Here is a 17,102-nt window from a genome sequence, read left to right as displayed (position 1 = left end):
GCACCGACTCGAGAGGCACCCCGTCCGAAACCGGACGCACCGAATCGTGTGGGATGCAAGCGCGCAGCCGGTCTTCGCCATCGCTGACCAGGGGGCAGTCGGTCCTCAAGCCGTCAAGCCCAGTGCTTTGGCCCGCTCAAGAGTGAGGATCATGGCGCCGAAGTCGTGGCGGGCTAGGGCCATGAGCTGGGGGTCGAGTTGCTCGTGGGGTCGCCGTCTGGTGGCGTACCAGGGTTCGAGGTCGCGGGCCTCGACCAGGACGTGGCTGTCGTCGAGCCGGGTGGTCCGCCACCCGGACAGGTCGTTGGCAGCCTCGAGGTGGCGGTCGGTCAGGATCTGGATGCCGCACGGCTGGAGGACGACCTCGTCCCACCGCTCCGGATAGCTCCGGTAGGCGAACCGGGCATCCGACTCAATGCCCGGTATGTCGGCGTTGAGCAGCGTGCCCATCCCCTGATGCGAGACCGACGCGTAGGAAACGCGGTCGAGGGGGGCCGAGACCAGGGCTTCCCGGAAGTCGGCGACGATGTCGCGCCACCGCCAGTCGGCCGCCGCGCGGATGAGTTCGAGGCCCCAGTCATTGACGATCAGGTGGCTGACCTCCAGCCTCGCCTGGTTGTAGTTGGTCGAGAACCCGGATCCGCGGCGCTCGGCGTCCTCGATCAGGATGCCGCGGGCTGCCTCGGCGGCGACCCAGAAGTTGGCATACCCTCAGCCGGTGCTGACCAAGACCTTGCCACCATGACCGGTCAGCCAGCCCAGCCCCACGTCGAGAGCGCGGGCGTCGGCCCGCGGCTGGAGCGCGAGGTTGGCGTGTAGCCCGCGCGAGTCCCAGTCTCCGCGGCACCACATCGGTGGTGCCGCGACCCCGGCCCCGGTCAAGGTCCCCTCGATCCCGGCGGCGGTCAGACGGTCGGCGAGCTGCACGATCCATGGGTTGACCTGCTCGTCCGGGCCCTCGATGAGCAGCATCCAGCCCTGCGGGCCGAGGAACCAGCCCCCGTTGTCCGGGCCCTCCTCGACAGCAGGCAGGGCGGCGTCCAGGGTGCCCTCGTCGACCTGCTGCTTCGTCTTGAGGAGCAGGTAGTTCGTGCCCTCGCCGCCCAGCGCCTTCGCCGTCCGGGCGATCCCCTTCCAGTTCACCTCGACCACGCGCGCCATCCTGCCGCCACCGCTATCGCCATCGCTACCTAGTTGGCCCCGTGCGAAGACGTCACCGCTGGTGAGCCCTTGCCCACCGGGACAGCCCTGCCGTGGTTTGGTCTGGCCGGACATCGGGCCTTGCTGCACGGTTTGGGTGATCCGGTGTCGGGCCTTCGTTCATCGGCGGCCTCCCTCACCCTGTCAGTCGTGGTCAGCGGTGCGGTTCGACGATGGCCTCCGGCCTGGGGCGGGCCTCGGTGTCGGGGGTGGTGGCGGCGCCACGCAATGTGTGGTCGAAGAAGGTAAGGCCCAGGCCGTTGATGATCTGGTGGCCTCGGCGGCCGTCGAGAGGCCCGGACCAGCCTGTCAGTCGGAGCAGGGGCGTCCACGCGGGCAGGTCGGTGAAGTCGATGTGGGAGAGCCCGTCGATGCGGACGAACCAGCCCTCGCCGGGCGCCTTGTCGATGACGGCCCGCTGGGTCTGCTGGTGGACGTGGATCTCGTGCTCGGTCCAGCCGCCGGCAGCGTCGCGTTCGCGGCGCATGGCGTCCGCACCACGGGTGATGACCATCACGGGCTGCGGGATCCCCCGCTCGGTGGCGGCCTGGGTGAGGGGGGCCTCTAGGATGAGGGTCGCGCGGATGCGGTGGTCGCGGGCGGACGCCTCCGCGACCGTTGTCCCGCCGAGCGAGACCCCGGTGGCGCCGATGCGGTCCAGGTCGAGGTGCGGGCCGAGCCCGTTGGGAGCTTTCGCGAGGTCTGTGAGGTGGTCGAGCGCGGAGGACACGTCGGCGGCCAGGTAGGTGGCGATCCCGGTGGGCAGAGGGTGGCCGTTCACCTCGGGTGCTGGCGTGGTGGGTTCGATGCCCTGGTAAAGCAGCGGGTCGAAGACTGGTTTCAGCCCCAGCACGGGTGCCACGTAGCCGTCGGGCAGGGTGACCGCGGCGGAGGCGCCGGGCTGGTCGAGGGCCACCACGATGTAGCCGTGGGAGGCGAGTTCCAGGGCCTGGAACGTGCTCAACGACCGGGAGCCCGACAGCCCGGTGCACGCGATGATGACCGGGTGCCGTCCCTCTGCCGGGGCAGCCTCAAGCAGGGTGGGCGTCACTGCAGCTGACACCCCGGCCAGTAGCCAGCTCGGCACCCCGAACAGGCGGGCGATGGCATCGGTGAAGGCGGTGTCGGCGAGGTAGCGTGCCCGCGGTCCAGACGCCCCCGGCGCGGCGGGATACCAAGCCTGAGCGACCAGGGTACGGCGGCGGGCGGCGTCCCGGCTGGTGATCTCCGGCCGGGAGGTATCGGTCCAGGCCAACGTCGTAGTGCCGATCGGGTGTGGCCCGGTCGTGGCGGCGAATCGGGGCCACGGCCACGCCCAACCGGCCGCTACGACGAGGACGACACCCAGCATGCCGGCGGCCGTCACCATCACACGCGCTCGGGGCATGACCCCATCATGCCGGGCAACCCGTAGCGCGCCAGAACCGGACCATCCCCGCGCTGCTGCGGACATCCGGAATTGCCGCGGCTGGTGCTTGCGGGTCGGACCGTGGCCAGGCCGGCGCATACAGTCGACGACAGCGCCGGACGGCGAACCGATGTCCCGGGAAAGAGCAAGGCATGACCCCAGCAATGAACTCCACGCGGCGCCTGAGCGCGAGGGCCGTCGCGCTCATCGGAACGGGGGCGGTGGTTGCTTACGCGCTGCTCGCCGCGGTCCAGATCCTCGTGTGGAATCCGCAGGCTGCAGTCCCCGGCGTCGGTCTCGACCAGATATACGCGGACGTGGCCGCGACTGGCGAATCCATGGCTGCCGGGATGGTCATTGCCTTCCTGGCGGTCGGGCCCCTGCTGGCGATCGCGCTGCTAGTCGGCGCCTGGAGGCGGCCCGAGGGGCGGGCCAGTGTGGTGGGGGTCCCGTTCCTGGTTCTGCTGGCTTTGGGAGCCCCAGCCTATTTCTGGGCGAACTTCGGTCCGGGCATGGCCTTGGCCGACACGTTCTTCGTTAGCGGGGGTGATCATTCACCGTGGTCTGCCCCGTTGTACGTGACGAGCGGCCTCGCTGTCCTTGCCCTCGTTGGGCACGTGGTGTGGAACCGCTCGAGCCGTCAGTAGGAACCCAGAAGGGCGGGGTGAGAACGTCCGCTTCTGCCGCGTGGAGGACGGCCTACGCTCGCCGACATACATGATGCGGTCCGCGTTGTTCCGACGGCGCCCTGTGGCAGATTTGTCCCATGAGCGCCAGCGAACAGGAGGTCCTACGGGACAGGATCTTTGAGAGCAGGAGTCTGCGGGGATCGCGATTCGTGGGCTGCGACCTGGGAGACGTCGTCGTCCGTGGAAGCGATGTCGCCGGAATGGAGATCGACTCCCCCTGGCTGCTGGAGGGCGACAGCAACCTCCTGGTTAACGGTGTCAACGTTGTGCCCTTGGTCGACGCCGAGCTGAACCGGCGCTTCCCAGGGCGGGAGCTGCGCACGGCCGAGGACCCCGAAGGCCTGCGCGCCGCGTGGGCAGCACTCGAACGGACCTGGGCGGTGACCCTCGTCCGCGCCACGGCGATGCCTGCCGGCACCATCGACGTCTCCATCGACGGCGAGTGGTCGTTGGCCCAGACGCTTCGCCACCTCGTGATGGCAACCGACACCTGGCTCGGCAGGGCCATCCTCGGGCAAGCGCAGCCGTACCACCCGGCGGGCCTGCCCAACGACGACAACGACAGCGACGCCTACGACGGCGACGTATTCTCCGCTCAGGCGCCCTCGTTGGCGGAGGTCATGGAGGCCCGCGGCGACCGGCAGATGATGGTCCGCGAGTTCCTCGCCGCTGCCACTCCGGAGGTCCTGGCTCAGCCTCGGAAGAATCCCCACGCACCAGACTACGAAGAGACGGTCCTCTCATGTCTTCGGACCATCCTGGAGGAGGAGTGGGAGCATCACCGCTATGCCGCGCGCGACCTGGACGTGATCTCCACGGCAAGATCGGCGGACGAGTAGGGCCGCGCCATCCCGGATGACCTGGTTGCCGCAGATAGCGTGCCCTGCGGCCATCCGGATCTAGCCGCGTGCCGTGACTCACGATGAACGACAGACTGGGGACATGCTGACGCCATTTCCCGACGGCAGAGGGCCGATCGCTGCGGGGTGCCGACACTCGATCGGCCGAAACATCGACGGCACGGTCCTGACCGCGGGAAACGGTGCAGCCGGCGAATGCTCGGTTGCCGGCTGGTCGGATGTGGTGGCCGTCGCCGTCGGCAACGTCCACGCCTTCAGCAACACCGGCAAATCACACACCCTCGGCCTGCGAGCTGATGGCACTGTGCTCGCCACAGGATGGAACACCCACGGCCAGTGCAACGTCGGCGACTGGGCGAACGTCCGCGCCATCGCTGCCGGGTGGCGCTTCTCCCTCGGTGTCACCGCAGACGGTCACGTGGTCGCCACCGGCCGCGCCGCAGAGGGCCAGATCGCCGTCGATGAGTGGGAGCAGGTGAGGTCGGTTGCCTGCGGTGACTGGCACAGCCTCGGCCTCCAGGCCGCCGGCCGCGTCCTGGCTGCAGGCAACAACCGCGCCGGGCAGCTCAACGTCCACGCCTGGCAGGACGTCGTGCAGGTGGCGGCCGGCTACCAGCACTCCCTCGGTCTCACCGCCGATGGCCGAGTGATTGCAGCGGGAGCCAAGGCCAGTGGTGTTCGCGAAGTCACGGCATGGGATTCCATCGCCCAGGTGGCAGCAGGCAGCCACCACAGTGTGGGCCTCGCCCGGACAGGGACGGTCGCGGCCGCGGGGTCCAACGCCTACGGTCAGTGCAACACCCAGGAATGGCGCGACATCGTCGCAGTCGCCGCAGGCGCTCAGCACACGCTCGGCCTTCGTGCGGACGGCACTGTCCTGGCTACCGGCGCCAACGATCATGGCCAGTGTGACGTTCACGGATGGGCTGACCTGGCCTGATCCCCAACGCGATCATCTGTCGCTGGTCTCGCGCAAGGTGGGTCCATTTCTGGCCGTCATTCCGGGGCCAAGTGGGGTTGACATAGCCAAGCGGTTGACCCTCACCACGCAAGTGACCCCTACGGAACTGTCCGCGAGGTGCAGTACTGGGGAATCCATCAGCAAAGAGCCGCGAAGCTCACGCGTAAGAAGATCGAGGACATGATCGATCGCAAGCCCTCACCTGAGGAACTGGACCAGATTGTCCTCACCAAGACGGGCAACGGCTATTGGAGGGGCAACTACCGCAGTCATTGAGGCTCTCGCTGGTGAGTGCTGGTGCTCTGACCGAGACGGGATCGTTGGGAATCGTGCCGGTCCGGCGCCACGACGCACGCGGCGACCGCCGGTTCCCTGTCACACGATTGCGTGGAACACGCCCTGACCGGCAGCAGCTGCAGCACGGTAGAACGCGCGCAGGTCTTCGTAGTACGGCAGCACGTACTGGTCGAGTAGGTACTCCTGGTCCCAGATGTCCGGGTACAGGTCGGCAGCCGACATGGCGGCCGGGTCCATGCGGGAACGCAAGGTGTCGGCGTCCACCCCCTCGAGGAACGCGGCCACGCGCGCGACGTCGGCGGGCAGGATCAGGTGGAACGGGCTGTAGCCCACCTCCTCGCCGAGGGGCTCGCCGCCGAAGATGACCTGCGAGCCGACGCCGGCGTCCGGTTCGGCGCTGCCGGTCAGCAGCCAGTGGATGCCGTGCCACGCCTTGTCGAGGTCGGTGGAGTTGTCCTCGTCCTCGTCGTCGAGCAGGTCCATGAGCACGTCGGGGTCGCGCAGCGCTGCTTGGACGAATTCCTGGTCGCGGCGGTAGCCGACCCATCCCATTCCCATGGGTCCATCCTTCTGGCAGTTCGACCGATGCCGCACGGGTTGCGTGAAACCCGTCAACATCCGATAGGCTAACGACCGTTAGCCAAGCCGGAGGCGCCATGCGACGCGACACCCGTTCAGGACTCCTCGACGCCGCGCAGATCCGCCTCGCCGAGCACGGCTACGCGGGCACCTCGATCAGGGACCTCGCCGCAGACGTCGGCATCAAGGAAAGTTCGGTCTACAAGCACTTCCGCAGCAAGCAGGCCTTGCTCGAGGGGGTCTTGGAACGCGCCGAGGAGCGCGTCGCCGCCACCGCCCAAGCCCTTGGCGTCAGCGTCGACGACCCAGACGCCGCGGCGTCCACCTACGCGACCATCGACCTGGGCCACCTGACCGCGGTGGCCGAGGGGTTCCTGCAGATGTGGCTGCACGACGAGGAGTTCGTGGCGCTGCGCCGGCTGCTGACGCTGGAGCAGTACCGCACGCCTGCGGCCGGGACCCTCCTGCGCCAGCTGGTCGTCACCCAGCCGCTCGCGTTCCAATCGCAAATCTTTGCCCGGCTCATCGATGCGGGTGCCTTCCGGCCGGCCAATCCCGAAGCCACCGCACTGGCGTTCTGGGGGCCCGTGCTGGCGATCCTTACCTTGGCTGGGGAGCAGCGGGCGGAAGCTGAGGCGAGGCGACTATTGGGCATCCACCTTGAACATTTCAGGGCCACGCACGTGACTGACGCAGCGACGCAGGGGGAAGAATCATGAAGGCCGTCAAGGGCACGCTGTTGGGCGTCGCCATCTTCCAGATCGTGTCGACGCTGATTGGGTTCTTCACGCTGGTGTTCGGGTCGGAGATGTACGCCCCGGCGCTCGACCCGACGCCGTTCGCCGGGCAGTACGTGCTCGCGGCGGTGCTGCTCGGGGTGGTGGTCGGCGGGTGGCAGTGGGCGGCGGTGTACGTGCATCTGCGCCGGCCGCAATGGCTGGCGCTCGCGCACGCGCTGGCCGGTTTCGTCATGGTCGGCTGGATCGGCGGCGAATGCCTCGTGCTCAACGCGTTCGCCTGGGCGCACGCCCTGTGGGGCGGGGCAGGGGTGCTGCAGATGGTCCTGGTTCTGGTGCTGCTGGGCGTGCTGCGGCCGCTGTCGGCGAGTGGGCCGCAGGATTCGTCGCTCACTGTCAGCACCCCCGCCCAGGGGTGACCGCTTGAGTGAGGGTAATCCTCTTCTCGGCGAGGCCCGGGCACGAGTGTTGAGCGGAGCGAGAGCCGGGAGGCCAACCGAGAAGTGGAATACCCTCACCCGCCTGATGGGACCGGTGGACCGCCGACGTCCGGGTAGCGTGTCGGCGTGACCCGACGCGACCGCCTGCCCCTGCTCGCCGGCATCCTGCTGACATCCTGCACGAAGTCTTCGAACCGCTCCGGCGGTGCTTGACGGCCTGGGCGAGTTCGATCGCGGCCGGCCCCGACCCCGTCCCGGTCCCCCCACAGACCCCCACCCCCGCCCCCCAGCGATAGCACCAACCCGCCAGCAGCAGACTCTCCCGGCCACAAGGCCGGGAGAGTCGCTTCATGCCCGGACAGAGCGCTGGCAAACGCGCGTCATGCCGCGATGAGCGACTGACGGTCAGTGTTGGCTCGCACCCAGTCTCGCGCGGCGTTTGCGTTGATGGGCCTACCCTGTTGGTGTCTCTTCTGGCTGACGCCCCCAATTCCGAGGAGCCGATCGTGGTCCGCTGTGCAGTGCGTCTGTTCGTCCGGCGGGTGTTGCTGTGAGTCGCCAGAGGTGGACTCCGGACGAGCTTGCCCTCTTGGACGGCCCTGCGAGTGATGTTGAGGTGGCCGAGCTGGTGGGCCGGTCGGTGCGTGCGGTGGTGATGAAGCGGTGGCGTCGACGGAACCCTGCTGCGGTGGCTCGGGACCGTGTGTATGCGGAGGAGAACCGGGACCGGAACAAGCGTCGTGCGGTGATCTACAGCCACACGCAGCGGGACAAGATCAACGCTGCTGCTCGAGCTGTCGCGGCAGCGGATCGTGTGGCTGCGACCCGATCGGGAACCTTCACCCCGGAAGAGGATGCGGTGGTGTTGCGTCCCGACCTGACTGCTCGACAGGTGGCCCAGCTGTTGGGTCGAACAGCTGCTTCGGTGGCCCGGAGACGCAAACGGCTACGCGCATGAGGGGGAGCCGGCGGCCTGTCTTAACCCACCCCCGGGAGACACCGGCCACCGGCCCCTCACCTCAAGGCTAGCCCGCCGGCGGACGCCCCCGGGGGGGCGTCCGCCTTGGTTGCTGGCCTCGTAGTGGCCAGCCACGTCACCAACGGGGGTCGGTCCAGGTGGGGCTGTTGGCGGCCTTGGACACGGCTTGCTTGCTGACGCCGAGGGCTTGGGCGATGTCGGCCAGGGAGCGGGTGGTCAGCATCTCCCGGATGGCGGCGGTTCGGACCGCTGCCAGGTCGCTGGCCTGTTCCTTGAGGGCGTCCTGCAGGTTCAGGGTCCAGCGGGCGATCCCTTCCGGACCGCCGTAACGTTCCGACCAGCCCTCATCGGCGTTGGCGACCTCGCGCAGGAACTGGCCCGGGTCGGCCGCGGGTTCGTTCTCGGCGCTCATGCCGTCCGCCACTCCCCCCGCTCGGCGCGGGCGGCCAGGTCGTGCAGGGCAGCGGCCAGTTCGCGCATCCGCCGCACGTCATCGAACCCCTCACCGAAGCACAGCCACCGATCCGGTTCCTCGAACGCCGTCTGCTCGATCAGGATGCCGGGCTCCCCATCGGGAGACGTCCCGACGCTGAACTCGTCACTGGGGCCGATGGTCACGTACTCGAAGTCCTGGCTCACCACGTCCGCCTTTCCTCGCCTGTTTGGTCGTCTCGATTGTCGCGGGCGCCGCTGACGCTTTCCGGTACGCACGCTCCCCCACTCCTCGGGGGGGGGCAACCACCACCCCTAAAGTATCAACCCCACCTTTGATGGGTCAACCCCACCATTGATGCTTGAAGTGGATGGCGTCTGGGAACGGGTCAGGGTGACGGCGCCGGGGGCTGGTGGCGTCGTTGTTCGGGGATGGGTACGGCCGGCGGTTGCCGGGTGGGTACGTGCTCGATGACGGCCGGTGCCTCTTCGGTTCGGTGGAGTCGGGGGATGTCGAGGGCGTCGAGTTGGGCGTCGAGCTCGTCGCGGCGGTGCTGCCACACGACCAGGGCGCGTTCCATGCTGCGCGCCATGCCCTGGCGGGGGTCCTCCTCGTGCTTTGGGCGGCGCCGGCTGGGCGGGGTGGCGTCCTGGTCGTGGATGCGTCGTTGCCAGTAGATGAGGTGGCTCAGGGTGAGGTCCATGGCGATGCACCAGGTGGTCTGGATCGCGCGGTAGCTGTCGGGGGTGTGGTTGTTGCGGAGCAGGAGTCCGTTGGGTTCGCTGTGGTGGCACCACCGGCACTGGGTGACCTCGGGGGGCGGTGGTGGGGCGCCTTGCCGACCGCCGTCGGTGTAGGGGATGAAGTCGAGCAGGTCGAGCTGCTGGTCTGGCTGGTGGGTCATCGGAGGATCTCCCCGGTGTCGGGGTCGACCTGGCTGCCGTCGACCAGGCGGAGGTTGGGGCGCGCTGTCGGTTCGGCCAGGAGGGCGGCCCGGTGGTGCTCGGCGAGTTGCTGGGTGAGGGTGGTGACGTCGCTGCCGTAGGCGCGCAGGCGGGTGTCGGCTTCGTTGAGGAGGCGGGCGTGGCGGCCGCGGGCGGGCCAGCTGGGGTGGTTGTCGTCGCACTGGTTCTTCAGGCGGGCTTTCATCCGGTCGATGAAGGCGGGGACGGCGTAGCGGTGCCCGTCCTCGAGCAGGTCGCTGGTGGTCGCGATGCCGGCACGCCGGCGTTGGTCGGCGAGCACGGCAATCTCGTGGACGAGGTGGGGGTGCTGGGGCCAGCAGGAGGGGATCATGCCGGCGTTGGGGTCCCACACGTACTCGCGGTTGAACCAGACCACGAACTCCTCCAGCCAGTCCCACACTTCCTGGCGCAGGAGCGGGTCCTGGCAGGTGGCCGGGTCCCAAGGGCGCGGGAGCAGGGCCGGGTCGCCGAGCATCTCCTTCTGCTGGGCGGTGCCCTCTGCGGCCAGGTAGAGGTCGCGGTAGGCGACGGCCAACAGGGGGGTGTCGGGGGTGGGGAACGCCCACACCAGCGACTTGTCCGGGGTCCTATCCATCGTGGTCGGCCGCCTCGGTCAGCGCGTGACGGCGGGCGTTGGCCAGCGCGGCGAGTTGGCGGGCCTCGATGGAGACCTCGTCAGCACGCGCACGCTCGACGATGGTGCGGGTGGCGTCGAGTTCGGCCAACAGTTGGCGTCCGGTCTTGCCCTCGATGCAGCGCGACAGTTTGGCGATGATCGGGGGTGCGTTCTCGGGGACGACGAGGGCCTGCTTGGTGGGGATCTGCCGGACTTCCTCGGGTTTGAGGATGGCCATGTCCTCCCCGCTGATGCTGCGTCCACCTTTGCCGCTGGTCTGCCAGGTGGTGCGGGCGACGCGGACGCTGCCGACGAGTTCGGAGATCTCTCGGTTGAACCCGCCGTCCTTGCTGCCGCCGAACATGACCAGCACGTTGGTCAGGCCGAGCAGGGCGCGGGCTTCCTGCTCGCCGAACAGGGCGGCGAGCTGCCGCCACGTCTGTGCAGCCCAGATGAACGAGATGCCCAACGCTCGTTCGTTGGCCATCCGGATGCGGAGGGTGGGCAGGGGTGCGGTCGAGGGCAGCTCATCGAGGCAGGCCAGCATCGGCGGGCACAGCTTGTTGTGCTCGCTGGCCGTGGCGAGGGCGAGGGCGGTGTCGAGGACGTGTTCGGCCAGGGCGGTCATCAGCGGGCTGGCGCTGGCGTAGGGGTCCTCGCGTCCCAGCAGGTAGATGGTGCCCCCGCGCCGGATGATGTCGGCGATGTCGGTGGCCGGATGCCCCGGACGCGGCATGCAGCGACGGCGGATGTCTGGCTGGAAGAACAAGGTCAACGCTTGCTGGACGGTGGTGATCGTGTTCCCGGCGGTGCGGTCGTCGCCGGTGAGCGCGCCGGTGAGCAGGCCGTGCCAGAACGGGGCGGCGTCGGGGTGTTCGCGCAGGATCTCAGCTGGCTCCTGGGTGGCCAGCGGGTTCGCGACCCAGCGCAGGACGACGTCGAGGGTCTGCCCGGTGAGCGCGGCGGCGTGGAAGTAGCCCTGCAGCACCTTGGCGGCCTCGGCGGCGTAGAACCGGGCTGCGGCGTCGCCGCTGCCGGAGGCGCCGGCCTTGACGGTGCCGGCGGTGAACGCCTTCGCCCGGCGTTCCGCCACCAGCGGGTCGACGCACCCGTCGATCGGGTTCCACACCAGTTCAGGCAGGCCCGGGACGGCGCCGAACGGGTCCAGGACGTGGCAGGGCCGGCCGTCGCGGGTGCGGGCCTGCCACGACAGCAGCAGGTCGGCCGGTTTGGTGAGGGTCACCAACGCTGCACCGGGGGCGGTGAGCAGGGCGGGGACCAGGATGTCGAGGGTCTTGCCCGAGCCCTGGGGGCCGATCACCCCGCAGGTGCGGTCCCACGGGCACCACAGGTCCCCGGCACGCGGGTGGTGGGCGCGGCCGATCCGCCACCCCACGTGGTGGGGGTCGAACCGGACGCGGCGTGGCTTGGCTTCATGGTGGGTGATCATGCTCATCGGAGTGCTCGCTTCTTGGGGTACAGGTCGGGGCGGATGACGTGGCGGACCTTGCGCAGGCGGCTCACGCCGAGGACGTTCTCGACTTGGGTGGGGGTGGCCATGCCGAGGATGCGGCCCGGCCCCCACCGCGCCCACCCCCACACGGTGAGGATGGTGATCCCGGCCAGCAGGACGAGTTCGGCGACGATGATGCACACCAACACCGGGGCGGTCGCCCCGGCAGGCAGGGCGCCGTCGGCCAGCCCGGCGTGCGGGTCACCGGCCACCACGCCGGGGATGCTGGAAACCAGGGCGGTCGGGGTCGGCCAGTGCCAGCCGTACCCGGCCAGCCAGGTCGCGAGCCCGCGACCGGCGTGCAGGCCGTAGAACAGCACCAGGACGGCGCCGAGGAGGACGCCGAGGGGGATCTCCCAGGTGAGCGGGTAGGGGTTGTGGCGGCGTTGCTGCTGCATGAACGGACTCCCTATCTAGGGCTGGACGGGGTGGGGTTACTCGAGGACGCTGATGTGGACGTGGTCGAAGTGGTTGTCGGTGTCCGAGCCGCGGTCGGCCATGGGCCGCCAGTAGGGCCGCTGCGGGCTCCAGGACTGTTGGCGCCAGATGAGGTACTTGATCTTGAGGACTTCGTGGTTGGCGATGAGCCAGTCGCAGATCGCATCACCCAGGGCGATCTGGGCGGGGTCGCGGTAGTTGGAGATCATCACGTCCAGGCCTTTGCCGTGGGGGTGGTCGCTGACCGAGATCTTCGAGCTGGACCGCCACCCGCCGATCGTGGTGATGGTCGGGAACATGGCGGCGACCGCGCGCTTGACGATGATGGTGGCCACCGTGAGCCGGTATTCCGAACCGACGTCGCGGTCGGACTGGGGGATCTCGCCGTCGATGATGCCGACGTTCGGCACACACCCTCGGCCGGGTGTCCCGGGGACCGCTCCCCCGCCGTAGGCGTGGGCGTAGAACAGGACGTCGTTGACGTACCAGTGCGCCCGGTTGTAGGCGAACAGGGCGCCGCGGACGCCGTCGGGCCCGTTGTGGACGCCGCTGGCCCTCAGGTAGTTCGCCGCGGAGAAGATGCTGTCGGCGTCGTTGAGGATGTGGGCGTCCCCGTCGCCGTCGCCGTCGCCGTCGACGCCGTAGGCGGCGAAGGTGGCGGGCATGAACTGCATCAGCCCCTTCGCGCCGGCGTAGCTGGTCGCCTTCAGCCGTCCGTGGTTGGTCTCGGCCATCCCGATCCCCGCCAAGAGTGTCCAGGGCAGGTTGTAGGCGGCCGCGGCGGCTTGGTAGAGGGCGAGGATGTCGGCGGGGATCTCGGTGGGCGGGTTGCGCAGGCTCGCCCGGCGCAGGCTGTCATCGGCCGGCGGCAACGCGAACCCGTCGGTCGCCCCGCTGGTGCGGGCACTCAGCCCACTCACCGACGGAACCTCCGTCCCCTCCACCGCCGGCGTCTGGTCGTCACTGGGGGTGGTGTCTTCGGGGGTGGTGATGACGGGGGTGGCGAGGCAGTAGTCGTGGCTGGCCTTGTCGGCGGTGGGCACGAGCAGGACCACGCTGAGCACCGCGACCGCGAACGGCCCTGCGGTGGCCAGCAGGCCCAGGGTGAGGATGCCGACGATGAAGGTCTTCATGACAGGCCGCCTCGTGCCCACTCAGGCTCGCGTGCGAGACCGTCAGGAATCGGGCCGTGCTCTGGACCTTTCCCGGCGAGGGCTTCGTTGGTGTCGAACAGGGCGCGTTCGGCGGGGTGGAGGACGGTCTGGACGCGGAACTGGCGATCGCCGACCTTCCACAGGGCGCGGCCCTTGTTCTGGCAGGCCCACTCGGTGATGGCGTGGTGGGCGACCGGCCCCAGGCTGGTGGGGACGGCGTCGGGGTCGTCGATGCCGTGGTAGATCGTCGTGGAGGCCAGCTTGGCCAGGTCGCGGGCGATCATCGAGGACTGTGAGCCGGCATCGGCGATGGCCTCGAAGTTGGCCGGGTGGTGCATGTTGCACCACTGCACCGACCCCTCCGATCGGGACAGGCGCAGGTCGGCGTCGAAACTCTTCACGGCGTCCGGGCCGAGGCGGAGTTGGAGCCACACCTCGTCGCGGATGGTGATGTTGAGCTGGTTCGGGTCGGACACTTCCCGGACGCCGCGGCCCCACGAGCTGGTGCACGCCAGCGCGATCGCGACCGCTTCATCGCCCAGCGGCTTGAGCCGCGACAGGGACAGGGACTGGATGGGGGCGGTCCAGTCGACGTCGATGGTGGTGCGGGCGTCGAAGATGCCCGCCAGGACGCCACGGACGAGCCGGTTGAGGGCATCGCGCAGCAGGCGGGTGTCGTCCAGGAACTGGCGCCGGTTGGCGTAGCGGCACTCGTTGACGAGCTCGTCGCTGGGGTCCTCGATCAACTTGCTCAACTCGGGCAGGGTCGTCTCGGTCAGGCGGGTTTGCCCGTCGGCGTAGCCGGTGAGGGTGCGCAAGGCTTGGTCGACCACGCGCGCCTCGGTCGGCCCGTAGGGCACGTGGACGTCGCCGACCTTCTGCGACCCGACCAGACCGCGCACCAGCGTGCCCCAGCGGCCGAACACGACGGTCGCCCGCGTTCGTGCTTCGGCTGGGGTGAGGTTCTCCCACCCGTGGATGAGTGGCCCGAAGTCCAAGGGGTTGATACGCGCGCGCAGGCCCTGGCCGACGGCGATCGGTTCGACACCAAACCAGTGGCACAGGCTCTCGTACTCGTCCTTGATGTCGCCCAGGATGAGGGTCTTGTAGCCGAAGTCGGACATGCGCAGCACGAACGCCTTGGTGGTGCCGGACTTGCCGCGGCCGGGGTCACCAAAGCAGAACACGTTGGTGTTGGTGACCGGAATCGAGTCATCGAGGGTCCAGCCGACCGGGTCGGCGTAGAACGCTCCCCCGGAGAAGTCGTCCACACCGATCTGCGCGCCGGTCGGGGGCAAGCCGGGGCCGGCCACGAACGGCCACAACGCGGGCGCCTGGTCTGAGGTCATCCGCCAACCGGCCACCGGCGGCAGGGACGGCGCCCACCCTTGGTTGCGGCGCAGGGGGCCGCGCCGGTTCGCCGGGCGGAACAGCGGCGTCGGGTCGTGCGCGGGCGCAGCCGCCTCAGGTTGGCGGGGCAGCTGGTGGCCGAAGTCCGACAACAGGGCATCGACCGACCGGCCGGAATGGCCACTATTCCGCGGAATAGTCCGGCTGTGGGTGGTGGGCTTGCTCATGTGGTGCTCCTGCTCAGGCTGATGCCCAACGGCAGCGAGGAGGCTGCGAAGGCGACGTCGTGGGCCAGGTCGAGGACCTGGGGGGCGAAACCGGCCCGGCGGACTGAGGCCTCGAGCTGGAGCTGGTCTGCGGCAGACTCCAGCGTGCTGGCGGTTCGGCCCGCGAGCACCACGCGGTGGCCTCGCATGCGGTGGGCGGTGGCCAGGCCGATGCCGCTGCCCCCGCCCGTGACGACGCACACGGGCGAGACGGACGGCTTGTGCGAGGGCACGTGAGGGAGGGGGTTCATGATGAAGTTCCTTTCGGGCTGTCGTTGACCCCACGAGCTTCCCGCGCACCGAGGCGTCCGCCATCGGCCCAGCGCAGCGATCAGGACTACTGCGCTCGTCGTAGAGGGCGCAGCCGGAATGATCAGTCTCCGGGCCGGAAACCCGCCCGGAACGCCAGGCTCACGAGTTGAGCGCGATCACGAGCCCCCACCTTGGTCATCGCCCGGTTGGCGTGGGTCTTCACCGTGAGGGGCGATAGGTAGAAGTCCCGGGCGATCTGCGCGTTGTCGAGCCCGTTCACCGCAGCCTGCACCACTTCGCGCTCGCGTGTGGTGAGCTCGTCGAACAGGCGGACGAGCGCGGGGTCAGCCACCACGTCGCGGGACTCCCCCACGTGGCCAATGAGCACGTGGGCTGCCGCCGCCGACAGCGCCCCTCCGCCCGCGGCGACCTCGCGAATGCTGTCAGCCAGTTCGTCCGGCCCGACGCCCTTCCCGAGAAATCCGTTGGCGCCCGCCTTCAGTCCGTTGAGGACGTTCTCATCATGGCCGTAGGTGGTCAAGATGATGATGCGCAGCGCGGATCCCGGGAGATCGCGGCGGATCCGGCGGATCGCCTCGACCCCGTCGATGCCAGGCATCCTGATGTCCATCAGCAGCACGTCGAGCCCACCATGGGCGGCCAAGCGTGCGGCGGACAGCCCGTCCGCCGCCTCCGCCGCGACCTCCATGTCCGGCTGCGCCGACAGGATCGCGCGGAGCCCCAGCCGGATCATCTCCTGATCGTCGGCGATTCCGACCCTGATCATCGCGACCTCCCCGCGTCGATGGGCACGTGTGCCTCGAGCCGGAACTGTCCGTCCTCGACGCCCGTCCTGAGCCAGCCTCCCACGGACGCCAATCGTTCCCGCATGCCGGTCAGGCCGAAGCCGGCCCGTTCTCCGGCAAGCCGACCCGCGCCGGCCGGACCGTCGCGGAGGCCATTCTGCACCGACACGACCACCTCGTCCCCGATGGTCGCGACATCGAGCGTCACTTCTCCCGCGCCGTGCTTCTGCGCGTTGGTGAGCGCCTCCTGGACCACCCGGTACACCGCGGTCGCGGCGTCCACGGCCTGGCCGGCGGGGGCGTCCGCCACCGATGCCCGGAGCGGCAGACCCGCTGCGGTGAACGACGCCACCAGGTCAGCCACGTGCCCGTGGGCGGCGAGGGGACCCAGTGAGTCCTCGGGCGCGACGCGCAGGATTTCAAGAATCCGCTGCATCTCGAGCAGCACGCTCTGGACGCCGGCGCGCGCCTGACGCAGGTCGGCCGTCACCTCGGCGGCGGGTGCTCCGGCGGCCGCGTGGACCTCGGCGGCGCCGAGGTGCATGCTGACCACCGCCGCCTGGTGGCCGACGGAATCGTGCAGGTCGCGCGCGATGCGCAGTCGCTCCGTTGCGACGCGCTGATCGAGTTCGGACGCCCGCGCCCGCGCCTCCTGCTGCGCGCGCAGCTCCGCCTCACGCACAAAGTCAGCGCGCGCACGCAAGAGACCGCCCACGGCTGACGCGGCGACGCACACCGAGAAGGCCAGGAGCAGCAGATTCCCGACCCACACCCCCTCCGCGAGGGCGAACGCCAGGTAGCTGGCCGAACCGGTCGCCAAGCCGAGCAGCAGCGCCGACAACCCACGCCGCGACCACCACAGGGCAGCGAAGACCACCACCGTCCAGGTCAGAATCGGGGTCCACCCCCCCGACGCGGCCAGAATCGGGGCCGCCATCACCAGGAGCAGGCCCGGCCAGGGCCAACGCCGGGCCACCAGCCAGCCAGCGGCCGCAACGAGCAGCGCCAGCTGGGCGCTCACGGGTGCCTGCTGGATCGCCTGGACCGGGAGCCCGACGGCCAGCGCGGCCCCCGCAATCAGGGTCACCACCAGCTCGAACCGAGCAGAAGGAGTGGTGTTCACCCGCCCATCCTCCCAGCACGACACCGCAGGAAGTAC

21 protein-coding genes are annotated in these 17,102 nt (G+C 69.5%); 6 read left to right on the top strand and 15 right to left on the bottom strand.

What is annotated here, in order from left to right; translation table 11 throughout:
• Positions 1 to 105: 105 nt before the first annotated feature.
• From PCC79_RS03895 to PCC79_RS03885, 3 genes are all read right to left on the bottom strand, one after another.
• Entirely contained in the window at positions 106 to 450 is a 345-nt protein-coding gene (locus PCC79_RS03895; RefSeq protein WP_232550216.1) for a hypothetical protein, read from the bottom strand.
• A 261-nt stretch (positions 451 to 711) separates the two neighbouring features.
• Entirely contained in the window at positions 712 to 1,152 is a 441-nt protein-coding gene (locus PCC79_RS03890) for a hypothetical protein (protein ID WP_232550217.1), read from the bottom strand.
• A gap of 202 nt (positions 1,153 to 1,354) precedes the next feature.
• Positions 1,355 to 2,587: an alpha/beta hydrolase family protein gene (locus PCC79_RS03885; protein WP_232550218.1), complete on the bottom strand. Its 1,233-nt coding sequence runs from the start codon at positions 2,585 to 2,587 to the stop codon at positions 1,355 to 1,357.
• A gap of 173 nt (positions 2,588 to 2,760) precedes the next feature.
• Between PCC79_RS03885 and PCC79_RS03880 the strand changes: the two genes are divergently transcribed.
• The 3 genes from PCC79_RS03880 to PCC79_RS03870 all read left to right on the top strand — a co-directional run bounded on the left by PCC79_RS03880 (position 2,761) and on the right by PCC79_RS03870 (position 5,097).
• The gene (locus PCC79_RS03880) at positions 2,761 to 3,255 is read left to right on the top strand and encodes a hypothetical protein (protein WP_342373074.1); all 495 of its coding nucleotides are present in this window, start codon (positions 2,761 to 2,763) and stop codon (positions 3,253 to 3,255) included.
• A 119-nt stretch (positions 3,256 to 3,374) separates the two neighbouring features.
• Complete coding sequence (locus PCC79_RS03875; protein ID WP_232550287.1) at positions 3,375 to 4,136, top strand: DinB family protein; 762 nt, start codon at positions 3,375 to 3,377, stop codon at positions 4,134 to 4,136.
• A gap of 103 nt (positions 4,137 to 4,239) precedes the next feature.
• On the top strand, positions 4,240 to 5,097 hold the full coding sequence (locus PCC79_RS03870) for an RCC1 domain-containing protein (protein WP_232550286.1): 858 nt from the start codon (positions 4,240 to 4,242) through the stop codon (positions 5,095 to 5,097).
• Between the two features lie 396 nt (positions 5,098 to 5,493).
• Here the strand turns inward: PCC79_RS03870 and PCC79_RS03865 are convergent, their stop codons facing one another.
• Entirely contained in the window at positions 5,494 to 5,973 is a 480-nt protein-coding gene (locus PCC79_RS03865; RefSeq protein WP_342373073.1) for a YfbM family protein, read from the bottom strand.
• A 98-nt stretch (positions 5,974 to 6,071) separates the two neighbouring features.
• Here PCC79_RS03865 and PCC79_RS03860 point away from each other — a divergent pair, with 98 nt between their 5' ends.
• The 3 genes from PCC79_RS03860 (at position 6,072) to PCC79_RS03850 (ending at position 8,129) form a co-directional block, all read left to right on the top strand.
• Positions 6,072 to 6,713, top strand: a complete 642-nt coding sequence (locus PCC79_RS03860; protein WP_342373072.1) for a helix-turn-helix domain-containing protein — start codon at positions 6,072 to 6,074, stop codon at positions 6,711 to 6,713.
• Positions 6,710 to 7,150: a hypothetical protein gene (locus tag PCC79_RS03855; RefSeq protein ID WP_232550282.1), complete on the top strand. Its 441-nt coding sequence runs from the start codon at positions 6,710 to 6,712 to the stop codon at positions 7,148 to 7,150. Before PCC79_RS03860 ends, PCC79_RS03855 begins: the two co-directional genes overlap by 4 nt.
• A gap of 637 nt (positions 7,151 to 7,787) precedes the next feature.
• Positions 7,788 to 8,129, top strand: a complete 342-nt coding sequence (locus tag PCC79_RS03850) for a hypothetical protein (RefSeq protein WP_342373071.1) — start codon at positions 7,788 to 7,790, stop codon at positions 8,127 to 8,129.
• Between the two features lie 136 nt (positions 8,130 to 8,265).
• On the opposite strand, the gene PCC79_RS03845 is transcribed toward PCC79_RS03850, so the two are convergent.
• The 11 genes from PCC79_RS03845 to PCC79_RS03795 form a co-directional block, all read right to left on the bottom strand.
• Positions 8,266 to 8,562 (bottom strand): hypothetical protein, encoded by a 297-nt coding sequence (locus PCC79_RS03845; protein ID WP_166233269.1) that lies wholly within the window; start codon positions 8,560 to 8,562, stop codon positions 8,266 to 8,268.
• Entirely contained in the window at positions 8,559 to 8,789 is a 231-nt protein-coding gene (locus tag PCC79_RS03840) for a hypothetical protein (protein ID WP_232550274.1), read from the bottom strand. Before PCC79_RS03840 ends, PCC79_RS03845 begins: the two co-directional genes overlap by 4 nt.
• A 182-nt stretch (positions 8,790 to 8,971) precedes the next feature.
• Entirely contained in the window at positions 8,972 to 9,487 is a 516-nt protein-coding gene (locus tag PCC79_RS03835) for a hypothetical protein (protein ID WP_342373070.1), read from the bottom strand.
• On the bottom strand, positions 9,484 to 10,143 hold the full coding sequence (locus PCC79_RS03830) for a hypothetical protein (protein WP_342373069.1): 660 nt from the start codon (positions 10,141 to 10,143) through the stop codon (positions 9,484 to 9,486). Before PCC79_RS03830 ends, PCC79_RS03835 begins: the two co-directional genes overlap by 4 nt.
• The gene (locus PCC79_RS03825) at positions 10,136 to 11,620 is read right to left on the bottom strand and encodes a type IV secretory system conjugative DNA transfer family protein (protein WP_342373068.1); all 1,485 of its coding nucleotides are present in this window, start codon (positions 11,618 to 11,620) and stop codon (positions 10,136 to 10,138) included. Before PCC79_RS03825 ends, PCC79_RS03830 begins: the two co-directional genes overlap by 8 nt.
• A complete protein-coding gene (locus PCC79_RS03820) occupies positions 11,617 to 12,075 on the bottom strand; it encodes a hypothetical protein (RefSeq protein WP_342373067.1) in 459 nt (152 codons plus the stop codon). The genes PCC79_RS03825 and PCC79_RS03820 overlap by 4 nt, the downstream gene beginning before the upstream one ends.
• Before the next feature lie 36 nt (positions 12,076 to 12,111).
• Complete coding sequence (locus tag PCC79_RS03815) at positions 12,112 to 13,248, bottom strand: lytic transglycosylase domain-containing protein (RefSeq protein WP_232549653.1); 1,137 nt, start codon at positions 13,246 to 13,248, stop codon at positions 12,112 to 12,114.
• The gene (locus PCC79_RS03810) at positions 13,245 to 14,846 is read right to left on the bottom strand and encodes an ATP-binding protein (protein WP_232549652.1); all 1,602 of its coding nucleotides are present in this window, start codon (positions 14,844 to 14,846) and stop codon (positions 13,245 to 13,247) included. The genes PCC79_RS03815 and PCC79_RS03810 overlap by 4 nt, the downstream gene beginning before the upstream one ends.
• Complete coding sequence (locus PCC79_RS03805; RefSeq protein ID WP_232549651.1) at positions 14,843 to 15,136, bottom strand: SDR family NAD(P)-dependent oxidoreductase; 294 nt, start codon at positions 15,134 to 15,136, stop codon at positions 14,843 to 14,845. The genes PCC79_RS03810 and PCC79_RS03805 overlap by 4 nt, the downstream gene beginning before the upstream one ends.
• A 122-nt stretch (positions 15,137 to 15,258) precedes the next feature.
• Entirely contained in the window at positions 15,259 to 15,924 is a 666-nt protein-coding gene (locus PCC79_RS03800; RefSeq protein WP_342373066.1) for a response regulator transcription factor, read from the bottom strand.
• A complete protein-coding gene (locus PCC79_RS03795) occupies positions 15,921 to 17,066 on the bottom strand; it encodes a sensor histidine kinase (RefSeq protein ID WP_342373065.1) in 1,146 nt (381 codons plus the stop codon). The genes PCC79_RS03800 and PCC79_RS03795 overlap by 4 nt, the downstream gene beginning before the upstream one ends.
• Between the last annotated feature and the right edge of the window lie 36 nt (positions 17,067 to 17,102).

Source organism: Propioniciclava soli (assembly GCF_038502305.1).
Lineage (GTDB): Bacteria > Actinomycetota > Actinomycetes > Propionibacteriales > Propionibacteriaceae > Propioniciclava > Propioniciclava soli.
The sequence above is the reverse complement of the archived record's forward strand: the minus strand, read 5'-3'. Positions and strand labels throughout refer to the sequence as shown.